The sequence below is a fragment of the Pseudomonas sp. RG1 genome (assembly GCF_025910115.1).
GTDB classification, from domain to species: Bacteria; Pseudomonadota; Gammaproteobacteria; order Pseudomonadales; family Pseudomonadaceae; genus Aquipseudomonas; species Aquipseudomonas atacamensis.
Genome location: NZ_JAPCIK010000029.1, coordinates 44,261 through 60,445, shown reverse-complemented (window position 1 = coordinate 60,445; position 16,185 = coordinate 44,261). Strand labels below are relative to the sequence as shown.

The 16,185-nt window shown below is 61.8% G+C and carries 18 protein-coding genes and 1 riboswitch; of the genes, 3 read left to right on the top strand and 15 right to left on the bottom strand.

Annotated elements, in window-relative coordinates:
- Positions 1 to 101: 101 nt before the first annotated feature.
- The 3 genes from OK411_RS16795 to OK411_RS16785 are packed head-to-tail and all read right to left on the bottom strand — an operon-like array spanning position 102 to position 2,889.
- The gene (locus OK411_RS16795) at positions 102 to 866 is read right to left on the bottom strand and encodes an ABC transporter ATP-binding protein (protein WP_136492512.1); all 765 of its coding nucleotides are present in this window, start codon (positions 864 to 866) and stop codon (positions 102 to 104) included.
- The gene (locus OK411_RS16790; protein ID WP_225914377.1) at positions 863 to 1,879 is read right to left on the bottom strand and encodes a FecCD family ABC transporter permease; all 1,017 of its coding nucleotides are present in this window, start codon (positions 1,877 to 1,879) and stop codon (positions 863 to 865) included. The genes OK411_RS16795 and OK411_RS16790 overlap by 4 nt, the downstream gene beginning before the upstream one ends.
- Positions 1,876 to 2,889: an ABC transporter substrate-binding protein gene (locus tag OK411_RS16785; protein WP_217878404.1), complete on the bottom strand. Its 1,014-nt coding sequence runs from the start codon at positions 2,887 to 2,889 to the stop codon at positions 1,876 to 1,878. Before OK411_RS16785 ends, OK411_RS16790 begins: the two co-directional genes overlap by 4 nt.
- A gap of 138 nt (positions 2,890 to 3,027) precedes the next feature.
- A riboswitch (cobalamin riboswitch) is annotated at positions 3,028 to 3,222 on the bottom strand.
- 120 nt (positions 3,223 to 3,342) lie between these two features.
- Here OK411_RS16785 and OK411_RS16780 point away from each other — a divergent pair.
- Positions 3,343 to 3,570, top strand: a complete 228-nt coding sequence (locus OK411_RS16780) for a ParD-like family protein (RefSeq protein WP_007918027.1) — start codon at positions 3,343 to 3,345, stop codon at positions 3,568 to 3,570.
- A complete protein-coding gene (gene map, locus OK411_RS16775; RefSeq protein ID WP_110603695.1) occupies positions 3,567 to 4,358 on the top strand; it encodes a type I methionyl aminopeptidase in 792 nt (263 codons plus the stop codon). The genes OK411_RS16780 and map overlap by 4 nt, the downstream gene beginning before the upstream one ends.
- 203 nt (positions 4,359 to 4,561) lie before the next feature.
- On the opposite strand, the gene OK411_RS16770 is transcribed toward map, so the two are convergent.
- From OK411_RS16770 to ribBA, 5 genes are all read right to left on the bottom strand, one after another.
- The gene (locus tag OK411_RS16770) at positions 4,562 to 5,716 is read right to left on the bottom strand and encodes an ABC transporter ATP-binding protein (protein WP_016775021.1); all 1,155 of its coding nucleotides are present in this window, start codon (positions 5,714 to 5,716) and stop codon (positions 4,562 to 4,564) included.
- A gap of 17 nt (positions 5,717 to 5,733) precedes the next feature.
- Positions 5,734 to 6,543 carry an ABC transporter permease gene (locus OK411_RS16765; protein ID WP_007918021.1) on the bottom strand — a complete coding sequence of 270 codons (810 nt, stop codon included), beginning with the start codon at positions 6,541 to 6,543 and terminating at the stop codon, positions 5,734 to 5,736.
- A 6-nt stretch (positions 6,544 to 6,549) separates the two neighbouring features.
- The gene (locus OK411_RS16760) at positions 6,550 to 7,458 is read right to left on the bottom strand and encodes an ABC transporter permease (RefSeq protein ID WP_016775019.1); all 909 of its coding nucleotides are present in this window, start codon (positions 7,456 to 7,458) and stop codon (positions 6,550 to 6,552) included.
- The gene (locus tag OK411_RS16755; protein ID WP_264365398.1) at positions 7,455 to 8,480 is read right to left on the bottom strand and encodes an ABC transporter substrate-binding protein; all 1,026 of its coding nucleotides are present in this window, start codon (positions 8,478 to 8,480) and stop codon (positions 7,455 to 7,457) included. The genes OK411_RS16760 and OK411_RS16755 overlap by 4 nt, the downstream gene beginning before the upstream one ends.
- A gap of 356 nt (positions 8,481 to 8,836) precedes the next feature.
- Complete coding sequence (gene ribBA / locus OK411_RS16750; RefSeq protein ID WP_016775017.1) at positions 8,837 to 9,946, bottom strand: bifunctional 3,4-dihydroxy-2-butanone-4-phosphate synthase/GTP cyclohydrolase II; 1,110 nt, start codon at positions 9,944 to 9,946, stop codon at positions 8,837 to 8,839.
- Positions 9,947 to 10,014: 68 nt separating this feature from the next.
- Between ribBA and OK411_RS16745 the strand changes: the two genes are divergently transcribed.
- Positions 10,015 to 10,311, top strand: a complete 297-nt coding sequence (locus OK411_RS16745) for a DUF1330 domain-containing protein (RefSeq protein ID WP_264365397.1) — start codon at positions 10,015 to 10,017, stop codon at positions 10,309 to 10,311.
- Between the two features lie 138 nt (positions 10,312 to 10,449).
- Here OK411_RS16745 and OK411_RS16740 read toward each other — a convergent pair whose 3' ends face one another.
- From OK411_RS16740 to OK411_RS16710, 7 genes are all read right to left on the bottom strand, one after another.
- Positions 10,450 to 11,013, bottom strand: a complete 564-nt coding sequence (locus OK411_RS16740) for an NUDIX hydrolase (RefSeq protein ID WP_024013191.1) — start codon at positions 11,011 to 11,013, stop codon at positions 10,450 to 10,452.
- A gap of 1 nt (position 11,014) precedes the next feature.
- A complete protein-coding gene (locus tag OK411_RS16735) occupies positions 11,015 to 11,779 on the bottom strand; it encodes a GntR family transcriptional regulator (RefSeq protein WP_016775014.1) in 765 nt (254 codons plus the stop codon).
- 57 nt (positions 11,780 to 11,836) lie between these two features.
- Complete coding sequence (locus OK411_RS16730) at positions 11,837 to 12,226, bottom strand: carboxymuconolactone decarboxylase family protein (protein WP_264365396.1); 390 nt, start codon at positions 12,224 to 12,226, stop codon at positions 11,837 to 11,839.
- A 210-nt stretch (positions 12,227 to 12,436) separates the two neighbouring features.
- Complete coding sequence (locus tag OK411_RS16725) at positions 12,437 to 12,922, bottom strand: flavin reductase family protein (RefSeq protein WP_016775013.1); 486 nt, start codon at positions 12,920 to 12,922, stop codon at positions 12,437 to 12,439.
- Positions 12,923 to 12,934: 12 nt separating this feature from the next.
- Positions 12,935 to 14,416: an aldehyde dehydrogenase gene (locus OK411_RS16720; protein WP_264365395.1), complete on the bottom strand. Its 1,482-nt coding sequence runs from the start codon at positions 14,414 to 14,416 to the stop codon at positions 12,935 to 12,937.
- Entirely contained in the window at positions 14,413 to 15,246 is an 834-nt protein-coding gene (locus OK411_RS16715) for an alpha/beta fold hydrolase (RefSeq protein ID WP_071172700.1), read from the bottom strand. The genes OK411_RS16720 and OK411_RS16715 overlap by 4 nt, the downstream gene beginning before the upstream one ends.
- 31 nt (positions 15,247 to 15,277) lie before the next feature.
- Positions 15,278 to 15,868: an amino acid synthesis family protein gene (locus OK411_RS16710; protein WP_136492518.1), complete on the bottom strand. Its 591-nt coding sequence runs from the start codon at positions 15,866 to 15,868 to the stop codon at positions 15,278 to 15,280.
- Positions 15,869 to 16,185: the final 317 nt, after the last annotated feature.

Here is a 16,185-nt window from a genome sequence, read left to right as displayed (position 1 = left end):
GCTCCCACAGAATTCGCGTTCCCCCTGTCATTCACGGCAACACACAAATCCTTTGTGGGAGCGAGCCTGCTCGCGAAAGCGGTCTGTCAGCTACACATGCATCAGGCAAGGAAACGCAATATCGGTGCACCATCGAACGGGTCCGTCAGATAGTGCGCCCTGACGCCGAAAGTCGTCTGTAACCGCTCCGGCGTCAGCACGTGCAGCGGCTCGCCCAATGCCACCAGACGCCCGCGCTCCAGCACCGCCAGGCGATCGCACTTGAGCGCCTGATTGAGATCGTGCAGGGCGATCAGCGTAGTCACCGGCAGTGCGCGCACCACTTGCAGAATGCTCAACTGATGCTGGATATCGAGGTGATTCGCCGGCTCGTCGAGCAGCAGGATCTGCGGGCGCTGCGCCAGAGCGCGGGCGATATGCACGCGTTGGCGTTCACCGCCGGAGAGGCTGCGCCAGAGGCGGTTGCGCAGGTGCACGGCGTCGACGTCGACCAGCGCTTGCTCGACGATGGCGTCATCGGCCGGCGACCACGGTTGCAGCGCCGACAACCACGGCGTGCGCCCCAGCGCCACCGCGTCGAACACGCGAATGCCATCGTTGGTATCGGCCTGTTGCTCAACCACCGCGAGCGTCTGCGCGATAGTGCGCCGCGACATCTTGCCCAGCGTCCGACCGTCGAGCTGCACATGGCCCACGCTCGGTTCACGCAGCCCGGCGAGCAGTTTCAGCAGAGTGGATTTCCCCGAACCGTTCGGCCCGACAATGCCCAGGGTCTCGCCGCGCTGAACATCGAGACTGACACCATTGAGCAACTCGGCACCGCGCACTTTGAAGCCCACACCCGCACAACTCAGAACCGTGTTCATCGCGCCGATCTCCGGCCCACCAGAATCAGCGCGAACACCGGTGCGCCGACCAGCGCAGTGATCACGCCGACCGGGATCACCTGACCCTTGATCAGGGTGCGCGACAGCACATCGGCGGCAATCAGAAACACCGCACCGCCCAGCGCACTGGCGGGCAACAGACGCGCATGCCCCGTGCCGAGCAACAACCGCGCGGCATGGGGAATCACCAGACCGACAAAGCCGATCGAGCCGACAATCGACACCATCACCGCCGTCACCAGCGCGGCGCAGCCAATCAGCAGGATCTGCACTCGGCGCACGGCAATGCCGAGGGATGCCGCCGAGTCCGCGCCAAAGGTGAACGCATCCAAGGCTCGGCGATGCCACAGACAAACAACCAAGCCCAACACCGCCACCGGCACCGCCAGCCACACCGACGGCCAGCGCACGCCGCCGAGATTGCCGAGCAACCAGAACATGATCCCGCGCGCTTGTTCGGAGCTGGCGGAGCGGGTGATCAGAAAAGCGGTGAGGGCGTTGAACAGTTGCGAGCCGGCAATCCCGGCCAGAATGATCTGCCCGGTGCCGCTGGCCGAGCCGCTGACCCGCGCCAACAGGATCACCAGTACGAAAGCGATCACCGCGCCGGCAAAGGCACCGACCGACAATGAAATCGCCCCGGCGCCGACGCCAAGCAGGGCGACCATCACCGCGCCAGTCGAGGCGCCAGCAGAAATACCCAGCAGATACGGATCGGCCAGCGGATTGCGCAGCAGCGACTGCAGGATTACGCCACAGGTCGCCAGACCGGCGCCGCAAGCCGCCGCGACCAGCGCGCGGGTCAGGCGATAGTTCCAGACAATGCCTTCGTCGATCGGGTCGAGCACATAACCCGCGCTCCACAGCTTGTTGGCCAGCACCTGCAACACTACGCTCGGCTCGATCGAAGTCTCACCAATGGCCACGCCGCCGATCAGCGCAACCGACAGCGTCAACAGCACCAGCAGCAATCGGATCAGGCGTCTGCTCATGGCGACAGGTCGTAGCCGTTGATGGCGCTGGCCAGTTGTGCGAGGCCGTCGAAGGTGCGCAGGCTGGCCTGCATGGCCATGGCGTCAAGGATGATGATGCGGTTGTGCTTGACCGCGTCCATGTTGCGCGTCACCGGATCACTGCGCAGGAAGGCGAGTTTTTTCTGATAGTCGTCCGCCGGGAAACGTCGACGATCCATGCGCGCGATCACCAGAAATGTCGGGTTGGCCTTGGCGATGGTTTCCCAGCCGACGGTCGGCCATTCTTCATCCGACTCGACCACGTTGCGCACGCCGAGGGTGCTGAGCATGAAATCGGGAACGCCTTTGTGCCCGGCCACGAAAGGCTCGATGTCCATCTCGGCGCTGGAGAACCACACCAGGGCGCTGACGTCTTTGCGCTGCTGCTTTTTCGCCGTGGCGATCGACTGCGCGAGGCTGGCTTTGAGCTGGTCATTGAGCTGCTCGCCACGCGCCTGCACATCGAAAATCGCTGCGAGCTGGCTCACGGCTTTGTAGATGCTGTCGATGCGAAACGGCGCCAGCCGCGTGCCGTCCGAGCCGACGAGGTTGTCCTTGGCTTCGCAGTCGGAGGGCAGCAGGTAGGTGGGAATCTTCAGTTCATGAAACTGCTCGCGGGTGCCGACCGCGCCTTGCGGGCCGACCATCCATTCCAGCTCGACGGCTACCAGTTCCGGGCGTTTGGCGATCACCGCTTCGAAACTCGGCTCGTTGTCGGCGAGGCGCTCGATCCTGTCGTTCTGCGCTTTGTATGTGCTCAGCACGTCGTTGAACCACAGCGAAGTGCCAACGACTTTGTCGCCCAGACCCAATGTATAGAGCATTTCCGTGCCGGCCTGGCCGATGGTCACCGTGCGCGCGGGCGCGTGCTGAAAGGTCAGGCTGCTGCCGCAGTTTTCCACGGTCAGCGGATACGCAGTCGGCGACGCTTGCGCCAGGGCGCAAAGGCTCAGGGCGGTGAGCAGGGTGGCAACGCGGGGCAGCAGCATGGGGCAGTCTCCAGGAGAACCGTACGGGAGCGGGCGGGTACGGTTGGAAACACACCTCGGGCGCGGTCGTGGAAACTGCGCAAGGCCGGCATAGTGAAAACAAGCACGGCACGATGTCCTTCCCGGACACCCCGCCGGTTAGTCAGTCACTGTGCCGGCAGGTCTCCTGACTGATGCGTCATCGCCACGCTCCGGCCTTCCCGGGATTCACCCAGTGGCAGTCGAGGAGCAGGCTCGGCACCTACAGTTGCGGGGGCAGTTCCGATTGATGCTGTGCAAGCATTTCGGATTCCCTATTAATTCCGTGTGGAAACCGGCGGCGGCATGGTAGTCGATTTGCGCGGTGGAGGGGGAGGCGAATCTGCCACAGCGTCGATTTTGCCGTTGGCATTGCAATCGGCCGTATGCACTGATTAATATACGTTCCATATACACATCGTATCGGATTCATATATGGGCATCGTAAAGATTTCAGAGGACATGCACGAGAACCTGCGCATCTCCAGCAACGCCCTCAGCCGCTCGATCAACGCGCAGGCCGAGCACTGGATGCGCATCGGCATGCTCGCCGAGCTGCACCCCAACCTCGACCACAGCGCCATTTGCCGCCTGCTGATCCGCGCCGAACAGAATGGTGGGCTGGATCTGCAACAACTGACTCAGGAAGCCGTCAGCGCATGAGAAACCAGATCAAGATCAACACCCCGGCCGACATTGAAAAATCCCGCGCCGCCGGCAAACTCGCCGCCGAAGTACTGGCGATGCTGGTGCCGCATGTGAAGGCCGGGGTGACCACTGATGAGCTGGACCGGCTGTGCAACGATTACATCGTCAATGTGCAGAAAGCCGTGCCGGCCAATGTCGGTTATCACGGCTTTCCAAAAACCGTCTGCGCGTCGGTCAACGACGTGGTGTGTCACGGGATTCCATCGGGTACGCCATTGAAGGATGGCGACATCGTCAATCTCGACATCGCCGTGATCAAGGATGGCTGGTTCGGTGATACCAGCCGCATGTACGTCGTGGGTGAGGCAACTCCTGAAGCGCAGCACCTGATCAAGACCACTTACGACGCGATGTGCGCGGGCATTCGCGCAGTGAAACCGGGCGCAACGCTGGGCGATATCGGCTACGCGATCCAGAGCCTGGCGGAGGCGGAGGGCTTCAGCGTGGTGCGCGAGTACTGCGGCCATGGCATCGGCAAGGTCTATCACGACGAACCGCAAATCCTGCATTACGGCTTTCCCAATCAAGGGCTGAAGCTCAAGGCCGGGATGATTTTCACCGTGGAACCGATGCTCAATGCCGGCAAACGCCATGTAAAGAACATGCCGGATGGCTGGACGGTGCTGACCAAGGATGGCTCCTTGTCGGCGCAGTGGGAGCATATGGTCGCGGTGACGGAGAGCGGGTTTGAAGTGCTGACGGCGTGGCCGGATGAGATTGAAGGGTACCGGGCCATTGGCTAATACCGTGTCGCCTGCTTGCCCTCACCCTAGCCCTCTCCCAATGGGAGAGGGGACTGACCGAGGTGTTGTTGCGAGATACGCCGACGTGCGATACCGAGTCGAACTTACATTTTGAACAGCATGAAGATCGGCTCCCTTTCCCCCTCGCCCCCCGTGGGGGAGAGGGCTGGGGTGAGGGGGTAGATCCAACTGACTCAGCGCAATCAGTGAGCACCGGCAGCCTTGTTCAAATCGCTCTCGGTCCATTCGGTATAGACACAAGCATCCGCCGTCGCCCAGCGCACCCGGACCGGATCGCCGGCCTTGAGCGGCATGCCCGCTGCCGACAGCGCTTTCACCGTCATCGAAGTCCCGCCCGCAGTGACCACGCTGCACGTCTGGCTCTCACCGAGAAACAGCACCTCAACAACATTCGCCGATACTTCATTCCAACCCGCCGCCAGCGGCTCATCCAGCGCCTGCTGCGTGCTCAACGCCAAGGCTTTTTCCGGACGCACCATCAGCAGCACATCCTGATCAGTGTGCAACCCGGACGTCAGCCGAATCGACAACGACTGACCCTCGAAACTCGCTGCCGCATTGCCTTGCGCCTTGAGCTTGAGGAAGTTCGAATTGCCCAGAAACGACGCGACAAACGCATTCGGCGGATTCTGATAAAGGTCATACCCGCTGCCCAAGCCGACAATCTTGCCGTGGCTGAAAATCGCGATGCGTTGCGACAGCCGCATGGCTTCTTCCTGGTCGTGGGTCACGTAAACGATGGTGATACCCAGGCGCCGGTGCAGCTGGCGCAGTTCATCCTGCAAGTCCTCGCGCAGCTTCTTGTCCAGCGCGCCCAGCGGTTCGTCCATCAGCAGGATGCGTGGCTCGTAAACCAGCGCCCGGGCGATGGCGACACGTTGTTGCTGACCGCCGGACAGTTGCGAAGGGCGGCGATGGGCGAACTGTTCGAGCTGCACCAGCTTCAACATCGCATCGACGCGTTTTTCACGCTCGGCGGCAGCCAGTTTGCGAATCGCCAAAGGGAAGGCGATGTTGTCGCGCACCGACAGATGCGGGAACAGCGAATAGCGCTGGAAGACCATGCCGATGTCGCGCTTGTGCGGCGGCACGTTGACCAGCGACTGGCCGTTGACGAGGATCTCGCCGCTGCTCGGTGTTTCGAACCCGGCGAGCATCGACAGCGTCGTACTCTTGCCCGAGCCGCTGGAGCCGAGAAAGGTCAGGAATTCGCCGTCCTTGATGTCCAGCGAGATGTTATCGACGGCAGCAAAATCGCCGTAGTGCTTGTTCAGGTTGCGCAGGCTGACCAGGGGTTTGTCGCTCTGCTGGGATGCGTCTTTGATCACGGCACTCATGTCGTACTCCTGGGCGCTCAGGCGCTGATTTCGTTGCGCCGGCGCAGGGCGGCGGCGATCACCATGACCAACACTGACAGGCCGATCAGCAGCGTCGAAGCGACGGCGATCACCGGGGTCAGGTCCTGGCGCAGGGTGGTCCACATTTTCACGGGAAGGGTTTGCAGAGTCGGGCTCGCCATCATCACGCTGAGCACCACTTCGTCCCACGAAACGAGGAAGGCGAAGAGGGCGCCGGCGACCATGCCCGGACGGATCGCCGGAAACGTCACCTTGAACACCGCTTGCAGGCGCGAGGCACCGCAGATCACCGCCGCGTCTTCAATCGACTGATCGAACAGCTTCAGCGAGTTGATGATCGAGATGATGGTGAACGGCAGCGCGACGATCACATGGCTGACGACGAAGGCGAACATGGTCCCGGTATAGCCGAGCTTGAGAAACAGCGCGTACACCGCCACGGCGATGATCACCAGCGGCACGATCATCGGCAGGGTGAACAGGCCGTAGAGCATCTCGCGGCCGGGAAAGCGTCCGCGCACCAGCGCAAACGCGGTCGGCAAACCGAGGGCCACGGCGCAGATCGTGGTCAGCACGGCAACCTTGAGGCTGGCGGCAGCGGCGTTCATCCAGTCGGGGTTGGAGAAAAACTGGCCGTACCATTTCAGCGTCCAGCCCGGTGGCGGGAACACCAGCCACTGCGAGGAGCCGAACGACAGCAGCACGATGAACACGATCGGCAACAGCAGGAACAGACCGATCAGCCCAGTCGTGGCGTAGAGGCCGAAACGCATGCGCCGGCTCATGGCATTGGGGGTCAGGAGCATGTCGGCTTACCTCGCGTTACTGGCGCCAACCGGGGATTCCGGTTGAAGCTTCAGGTAGAAGTAGAACAGCACCAGGGTGATTGCGATCAACAACGCGGCGCCGGCACTGGCCAGGCCCCAGTTGAGGAACGATTGCACCTGCTGAATGATGAACTCCGGCAGCATCATGTTTTGCGCCCCGCCGAGCAGCGCCGGGGTGACGTAGTAACCGAGCGACATCACGAACACCATCAAACCGCCTGAGGCCAGACCCGGCCGGCACAGCGGCAGGAACACCCGGAAGAAGTTGGTCCACGGACTGGCGCCGCAGATCGAGCCGGCCTGCAGGATCATCGGGTCGATGGCCTGCATGGTTGCTTGTAACGGCAGCACGATGAACGGGATCATGATGTAGCTCATGCCGATCACCACGCCCGTGAGGTTGTGCACCATCTCCAGCGGTTGATCGATGATGCCCATCGCCATCAGCGCCTTGTTGATCACCCCCGAGGCTTGCAGCAACACCAGCCACGAATAGGTGCGGGCGAGCAGGCTGGTCCACATCGACAGCAGCACGATGTTGAGGATCCAGCGCCCCCAGCCGCGCGGCACCAGGGTGATCGCCCAGGCCAGCGGAAAGCCCAGCAGCAGACTGAACAGCGTCACCAGCCCGGCCACCGAAAAGGTGTTTAGCAGCACTCGCGCATAGGCCGAGTTGGCGAACAACTGTTCGTAGTTGCCGAGACCCGGCACAGGTTCGAGCACACCGCGCAGCAGCAGGCCAATCAACGGTGCGAGAAAGAACAGGCCGAGGAACAGCAGCGCCGGGACGAGGTTGCCGGCGCCGCGCCAGCGTTGCTTGAAAGCCGAACCGGCAGCGCCGGCGGCGCTCCCGGTGGCAGTGGAAGGACGGGGCGCAGTGGCCGCGATTTTCATTTGACCAGCCATTCGTTCCACCGTGTCGCGATAGCCGGACCGTTCTTGGCCCAGTAAGCGAAATCAAGGGTGATCTGATCCTTGGCGTAAGCCGTCGGCAGGTTGGGGGCCAGCGTCGAATCCAGACGCTCCACACTGTCGAGGTTAACCGGAGCGTAGGCGGTCAGGTTGGAGAAGTCGGCCTGGCCTTTGGCGCTGCTGGCATTGGCGAGGAACTTCATCGCCGCGTCCTTGTTTTTCGAGCCTTTGGGAATGACCAGAATGTCGGCCATGACCAGGTTCTGCTTCCAGCTCACGCCGACCGGTGCGCCGTCTTCCTGCAAGGCGTGCACACGGCCATTCCAGAACTGGCCCATGCTCGCTTCGCCGGACGCCAGCAGTTGCTGCGACTGCGCGCCGCCGCCCCACCAGACGATGTCTTTCTTGATGGTGTCGAGTTTCTTGAAGGCGCGATCCAGATCCAGCGGGTAGAGCTTGTCGGCAGGTACGCCATCGGCCAGCAGCGCCAGTTCGAGCACGCCGGGGCTTGGCCATTTGTACAGGGCGCGTTTGCCGGGGTAGGTCTTGGTATCGAACAGCGCGCTCCAGTCCTGCGGCTTGTTGGCGCCGAGCTTGCCTTCGTTGTAGCCGAGGACGAAGGAGAAGAAGAACGAGCCGACGCCGTGATCGCTGACGAAGCGCGGGTCGATCTTGTCGCGCTGGATCACTTTGAAGTCGAGGGGTTCAAGCAGGCCTTCGGCAGCGGCGCGCAGGGCGAAATCGGCTTCGACATCGACCACGTCCCACTGCACGTTGCCGCTTTCGACCATGGCCTTGAGTTTGCCGTAGTCGGTGGGGCCGTCCTGAACGACGGTGATGCCGCTGGCCTTGCTGAACGGATCGGCCCAGGCTTGTTTCTGCGCATCCTGGGTGCTACCGCCCCAGCTGACAAAATTCACGCTTTCGGCAGCCATTGCAGCCTGGCCGGTAACGCTGAGCAGTCCCGCGAAAAAGATCGCGGTTGCAGCTTTGTTCAACACCATGTTCACGCCCTCATTGTTGTGTTTTTGAGCGGGCCTTGCGTTGTTGCCCGCCTGTCGGGAGCAGTAGCTGGACGGTTTTTTGGTTCGTCCGGTCTATGGAATATCATATTATGGTATTCCAAACTTTGTGCAAGCACTTTGCCTTACCGGTTATCTGGCGGATCTGTCTTTCCGGTCTTCATCCAAATGTGTAGCGAATGAAACTGTGGCGAGGGGATTTATCCCCGTTGGCTGCGGAGCAGCCCTGAAAGCGGGACATGCGATATTTCTGGCGGATCGCGTTGGCAGGAATCGGGGCCGCTTCGCAGCCCGACGGGGATAAATCCCCTCGCCACAGGGGAGTATCGATAACAGGGTTATTCGGTGAACGGAATGCTCTCAACCACCTCAAGGTCATACCCGGTCAACCCCGCGTACTTAAGCGGCGGGCCGAGGTGACGCAACTTGCCCACTCCCAGATTCTGCAGAATCTGCGCCCCCGTCCCGACCTCGGAATAAATCCGCGATTGCGAGCGGCTGAACTGCCGTGGCGGCTGGGTCAACTGCGGCACGCGCTCGAGCAACGCCTGCGACGATTCATGATTGGCCAGCACCACCACAACCCCATGACCTTCCGCCGCGACCCGTTGCAGCGCCGCCCACAGCGTCCAGTTCGTCGGCCCGCTGTACTCGGCGCCGACCAGATCGCGCAGCGGATCGATCACGTGCACGCGCACCAGGGTCGGCTCCTCGCGGCGCAGATCGCCCATGACCATCGCCATGTGCACGCCGCCTTCGATGCGATCCTCGAAGGTGATCAAACGGAACGTGCCATGCACCGTCGGCAGCTCACGTTCGCCGATGCGTTCGATAGTGTGCTCGGTGCTCAGGCGGTAGTGGATCAGGTCGGCAATCGTGCCGATCTTGATCCCATGCTTGCGCGCGAACTGCTCCAGATCCGGGCGGCGGGCCATGGTGCCGTCGTCGTTCATCACTTCGACGATCACCGAGGCCGGGGTGAAACCGGCCAGACGCGCCAGATCGCAACCGGCCTCGGTGTGCCCGGCGCGAGTCAGCACGCCACCTTCCTTGGCGCGCAGCGGGAAGATGTGGCCGGGCTGCACCAGGTCTTCGGCGCGGGCATTCGGCGCGACGGCGGCGGCAACGGTGCAGGCCCGGTCCGCGGCAGAAATGCCGGTAGTCACGCCAACCGCCGCTTCGATCGACACGGTAAATGCAGTGCTGAATACACTGCCATTGGCGGGTACCATTTGCTCCAGGCCCAAGCGCTGACAATGTTCGTCGGTCAGGGTCAGGCAGATCAGCCCGCGTGCCTCGCGGGCCATGAAGCTGATAGCCTCCGGTGTGCAACGATCAGCGGCCAGCAGCAGGTCGCCTTCGTTCTCGCGGTCTTCGTCATCGACCAGCAGGACCATTTTGCCGAGGCGATAATCTTCGATGATTTCTTCGATGCTGTTGAAGGCCATGCTGGACTCTCAGGGTTCGTTGGAAATATATTGGTATACCATAATACAAAATCAACAAAGAGGTCACTATGAAGGCGTACTGGATTGCACATGTGGATATAGCCGATGCCGAGCACTACAGCCAATACACCCAGCGCACCCCGCAGGCGATTGCCGCATTCGGCGGCAAGTTTCTCGCCAGAGGCGGGCGCAGCGAAGCGATGGAAGGACGGCAGACGCCGCAGCGCACAGTGATCATTGAGTTCGAGAGCTACGAAACAGCCGTGGCGTGCTACAGCTCGGCGGCGTATCAGGAGGCGAAAAGTTATCGCGAAGAATGGGCGAGGGCGGAGATCATCATCGTCGAAGGCATCGCCCCAATTTAAGCCACACTGATGATCGTTCCCACGCTCCGCGTGGGAATGCAGCCCGGGACGCTCTGCGTCCCTTCCAGAGCCGAACGCGGAGCGTCCGTAGAGGCATTCCCACGCGGAGCGTGGGAACGTTCAGGGGACAGGTGATTTTTAGCGCATGAAATGAATTTTGCCGCTGTCATCATTGCCCATGTAAATCCCGTAAACTCCCGCTTGGCGCTCTTCGATATAGCGCTCGAGGATCTGCCGGATCGCCGGGTAATAGATCTGCTCCCACGGAATCTCTTCCGGGGCGAAGAACTTGTAATCCATGGTCTCCGGCCCGTACTGCCCGGTGATCTCCAGGGCGATCGCGCGGAAGATGATGTACACCTCGCTGATCTTCGGCACGCTGAAGATCGAATACGGCGAGACGATTTCCGCGCGCACGCCGCTTTCTTCCCAGACTTCGCGCAGCGCCGCCTGTTCGGTGGTCTCACCGCTTTCCATGAAACCGGCCGGCAGGGTCCAAGTGCCCGGGCGCGGGGGGATCGCCCGTTGGCACAAGAGGTATTTGCCGTCCTGCTCGATGATGCAGCCGGCAATGATCTTCGGATTGACGTAGTGGATATAGCCGCAACCGCGGCACATCAGGCGCTCGTGCGTATCGCCCGGCGGCGTCTGCTGACCGAGGTCAGGGCCACCGCATTTCGGGCAAAAGCTCGGGCTGAACATGTCATTGACCTATGCGGGGTTCTTTCAGCGCGATCGGCAGGGTGATCGCCGGGGTGCCTTTGACGGCGACGCCGGTTTCTTCCTGTTTGCGCTTGAGGTAATCGAGGGCCACGGCAGCCGCCGCGCGGACGTGATCGACACACGCCTGATGCGCCGCCAGCGGATCGCCGCTCTTGATCGCCTCGACCATTTTTTCCATCTCGTGATTACTCGCGCCGCGTCGGTTTTCCTGGGACACCGAGGTCGCGCGCAGATAGCTGATGCGCGCCTGCAACTGGCGCAATTGGGTGGCGGCGACATGGTTGCCCGAGCCTTCGAGCAGCACGTCGTAGAAGCCCTGCACCGAGTCGATGACCTGTTGCAGCTCGCCGTCCTTGAGCGCCTTGCGGTTGTCGTCGAGGGCTTTTTCCAGGGCCTTGATGTCCTTGGCTTTGGCACGCAGGGTGAACAACTGCACGATCAAGCCTTCGAGCACGCAACGCAGTTCGTAGATATCGACGGCGTCGTCGAGGGTGATGATGGCTACGCGCGGGCCTTTGGCATCGGCGAATTCGACGAGACCTTCGGATTCGAGGTGACGCAAGGCTTCGCGCACCGAAGTGCGGCTGACACCGAGGCGATCGCACAGGTCGCGTTCGACCAGGCGATCACCTGGCATGAGCTGGAAATTCATGATCGCGCTACGCAGTTTGTCCAGCACGATTTCGCGCAGGGTAACGGGGTTGCGATTGACCTTGAAGCTGTCGTCGAGTGGCTGGCGTTTCATGGGGTCCGCTCTTGAGCTTGGCTGTCCATGCCAGACGGGCATCAAAACAGCCGAGGGTTAACTGGAGGCCTCGGCGTCGGCTTCGGCAAAGGCTTCACGGGCCAGCCGGAAACTGTCCACGGCCGCCGGAACGCCGCAATAAATGCCGACCTGAAGCAGAATTTCGCGTATTTGCTCACGACTCAGGCCGTTACGCAAGGCGCCACGCACATGCAGCTTGAGTTCATGCGGGCGGTTGAGCGCCGAGATCATTGCCAGGTTGATCATGCTGCGCTCCTTGAGCGACAGACCCTCACGCCCCCATACATGGCCCCAGCAGTATTCGGTGACCATTTCCTGCAGCGGACGGGTGAAATCGTCGGCGTTGTCTATCGAGCGCTGAACATAGGCTTCGCCCAATACCTGGGTGCGGATTTTCAGACCTTTTTCGTACTTATCGTTACTCATCATTCCTCCTCACAACACAGATCCCCTTGTTGGAATGAACCCTGTGGTGAGGGGATTTATCCCCGACGGGGTGCGAAGCACCCCCAATACCTGCAACGGCGATTTGCCAGATATTCCGCGCGCAATGGTTTTACGACTGCTTCGCAGCCGGTCGGGGATAAATCCCCTCACCACAATGGGTCGTCCCACAGTGGGAGTTGTGTGGATCCGTCAGGTCAAGGCAGGCAACGCACCCAACTTGCCCTTGTGATAAATCATCGGCGTCACCGGTTGCTCGGGCAGGATCAGGTTCTTCACTGCGCCGACAATGATCGCGTGATCGCCGCCGTCGTATTCACGCCACAACTCGCACTCGATGATCGCTGTGGCCTTGGCCAGAATCGGGTTACCCAGATCGCTCAAGTGCCACTCGATGCCCTTGGCCTTTTCCTTGCCCTTGCCGGCGAACGCGTAGGCTTCGGCGGTCTGCTCGGCGGAGAGCAAATGGATGGCGAATTTCTTGCTGTCGCGCAGCACCGGGTAGGTGTCGGAGGCGTAGTTGGGGCAGAACAGCACCAACGCCGGGTCGATCGACAGCGCGCTGAACGCGCTGGCGGTGATACCGACGATGCCGCCGTCCGGGTCGAGGGTGGTGACCACCGTGACGCCGGACGGAAACGAGCTCATGACGTCTTTGTAAATGCCGGGTTCGATCATTTCGCAGGACTCCTAGCGCATCACAAACGGATCAGGCATTGGCGCCTGGGAGAGGTTGATCCACACCGTTTTCAGTTCGGTGTAGGCCAGCACCGAATCGATGCCGCTTTCGCGTCCATAGCCACTGTTCTTGAAGCCGCCGATCGGCGCCATCGCCGAGACTGCGCGGTAAGTGTTGACCCAGATGATCCCCGAGCGCACATCACGCGCCAGACGATGGGCGCGACCGAGGTCGCGGGTCCAGATGCCGGCAGCGAGGCCGAACTGCGAGTCGTTGGCGATCGCCAGCGCTTCGGCTTCGTCTTTGAAACGAATCACCGAAGCCACCGGGCCGAAGACTTCTTCCTGCATGATCTTCATCGAATTGCGGTCGCACTCGAACAGCGTCGGCTCGTAGAACCAGCCGTCACCGAGATCCGCCGGACGCTTGCCACCGGTGCGCAAACGCGCGCCTTCGGCGATCGCATCGGCGACCAGACCTTCGACCACCGCCAGTTGCTGCGCGGTGGCCATCGGACCCATTTCACTGTGGTCTTCCTGTGGGTTGCCGATGCGGATGCGCTGGGCGCGCTCGACCAGACGATTGACGAACTCGTCGTAGATTTCGTCCTGCACCAGCAAGCGCGAACCGGACACGCAACTCTGCCCGGACGCCGCGTAGATCCCGGCAATCGCGCCGTTGATCGCGCTGTCGAGATCGGCGTCGGCAAAAATGATGTTCGGCGACTTGCCGCCCAGCTCCAGCGACAGCTTGGCGAAGTTCTCGGCGCTGCTGCGCACCACATGCCGTGCCGTGGCCGCGCCGCCGGTGAAGGCGATCTTGCGGATCAGCGGATGGCGGGTGAGGGCGGCGCCGGTGCTCGGGCCGTAACCGGTGACGACGTTGACCACGCCCGGCGGAATCCCGGCTTCGAGGGCCAGGCGTGCCAGCTCGAGAATGGTCGCCGAGGCGTGCTCGGACGGCTTGATCACAATCGTGTTGCCGGCGGCGAGGGCCGGGGCCAGTTTGATCGCGGTCAGGTACAGCGGGCTGTTCCATGGAATGATCGCGGCGACCACACCCATGGCTTCGTGCACGGTGTAGGCAAACAGATCCGGTTTATCCAGCGGCAGGGTGCCGCCTTCCAGTTTGTCAGCGAGGCCTGCGGTGTAGTGGAAGAACTCCGGCAGATAGCTGACCTGGCCACGGGTTTCGCGGATCAGCTTGCCGTTGTCGCGGCTTTCCAGCTGCGCCAGGTGTTCCTTGTTTTCAGCGATCAGATCACCGAGGCGGCGCAGCAGTTTGCCGCGCGCAGTGGCGGTCAGACCGCGCCAAGCCGGGCTGTCAAAAGCAGTTTGCGCTGCTTGCACGGCGCGTTCGACGTCCGCTTCATCGGCGTCGGGCAGTTCCGCCCAGGCTTGCGCGGAGGCCGGGTTGAGGCTTTCGAAGGTCTTGCCGGAGAGGGCGTCGACCCAGTCTCCGCCGATGCACATCTGGAAGCGTGCGAGTGTCATGCAACGATCCCCTTTATATGGTTTTGTCGGGCGTGTGCGAATTGGAGAAATTCCAGCAGCATCTGATTGACCAGACGCGGCGACTCTACCGGCATCATATGCCGTTGCTCGGGCAGCACGGCAACCTTCGCGCCGGGGATGCGTCGGGCCAGTTGCTCGGCCATTTCCGGGGTCGAACCGGGGTCGAGTTCGCCGGTGGCGATCAGCGTCGGTGCCTGAATGCTGCTCAGGTCGTCGGCGCGGTACATGTCCTGGGTGGCAAACAATTCGTAGGTGGTCAGGTAGCCCTGCGGATCGTTGTTGGCCAGAGTCTGGCGCAACGCGGCGATCTGCGCCGGGTTGGCCGCCTGATATTCACGGCTGAACCAGCGCGACAACGCCGCTTCGGCATTGGCGTCCGGGCCATGTTCGGCAGCCTGCGCAGTGCGGGCAATGACACCGGCACGCTGTTCTTCGCTGCGGTTGAACACGCTGTTCAGCACCACCAGGCTTTGCAGGCGCTCCGGGTAATGCAGGGCGAAGGCCCGCGCGACCAGGCCGCCCATGGAGAAACCGATCACCGCTGCCTGGGGCAGATTGAGGTGATCGAGCAGCTCGAGCAACTGATCGGCGTAACCGAGCAGGTCGGTGCCGCTGGCCGGGCGCGGGCTGGCGCCGTGGCCGAGCATGTCGTAGGCGATCACCTGGTACTGGCTGGCGAGGCCGACAATCTGCCCGCCCCACATTTCTTTGTTCAGGCCCACGCCGTGGATCAATACCACGGGCTGGCCTTGGCCGGTCGCCAGGTAACTGGTGCCAGCCGGGGTGAGTTCAGCGGTGAGCCGAATCATGGAGCGCTCCTGCAATGCCTTTTTATTGTGATTACTGGGCTTTTTCGGCAGCCAGTTCTTCCAGATCGATGTAGCGGTTGCCGATGCGCGGGTGCAGGCGGCCACCGTCGGCGCAACCGAGCACGACAACGATTTCGTCGGCACGCGGCGCGTCTTCGATCTGCATTTCCAGGGTGATGTAGTGCGAACGCAGGCCTTCGTCGTCCTTGTGCATCATCGGGATCTGAATCGACGTGCCCGGACCGCCGCGCTTGTTGGTGAAGCTCAGGTAGCTCTTGGCTTTCACTGCTTCGCGATAGTGATTACCGAAGCGCAGGGTGTGGATCACCGCCGACGCGTGCTCGATCTCGCCATCAGCGCCGACGACCGCCGCTTTGCCGTAGGCCTCGATCTTCTCGGCACCGCCGATGATCCCGACCAGACGCTCGACCATCATTGCGCCGAGGTCGGAGCAGTTGGCGCGGATCTGCGGCTTGAGGTCTTCGACAAAACCGTTGCCCACCCACGGGTTCTTCATCACCACGGCGAGGCCGACCATGGTCACCGGCTTGTCAGTAGCCTTGTCGCCTTCAATGAAGGTTTCTTCGACATAGCTGACGATCTTGCGAATTTCGAAACTCATGAGCTGCTCCGTTGGAGGATTGAGAATGTCTGTGCGTCTGATGGTATACCATAATACCGATCCTGCAAGTCCCCGCAGCGACAATTGCGTCATCCATCCTACGAATGGCTGCGCATTCAGCCTTTGGCGCGAAACCACCCATCACCACAAACCCTGTGGGAGCGAGCCTGCTCGCGAAAGCGGTGGGTCAGCCAATAAACAGGGTGACTGATACACCGCATTCGCGAGCAGGCTCGCTCCCACAGGGAAAATGATGGGTTACAGAGGGCCGCTTTCGGTTAACAAAAGATAACGCGGCGCCGATTGTCAGACATTTG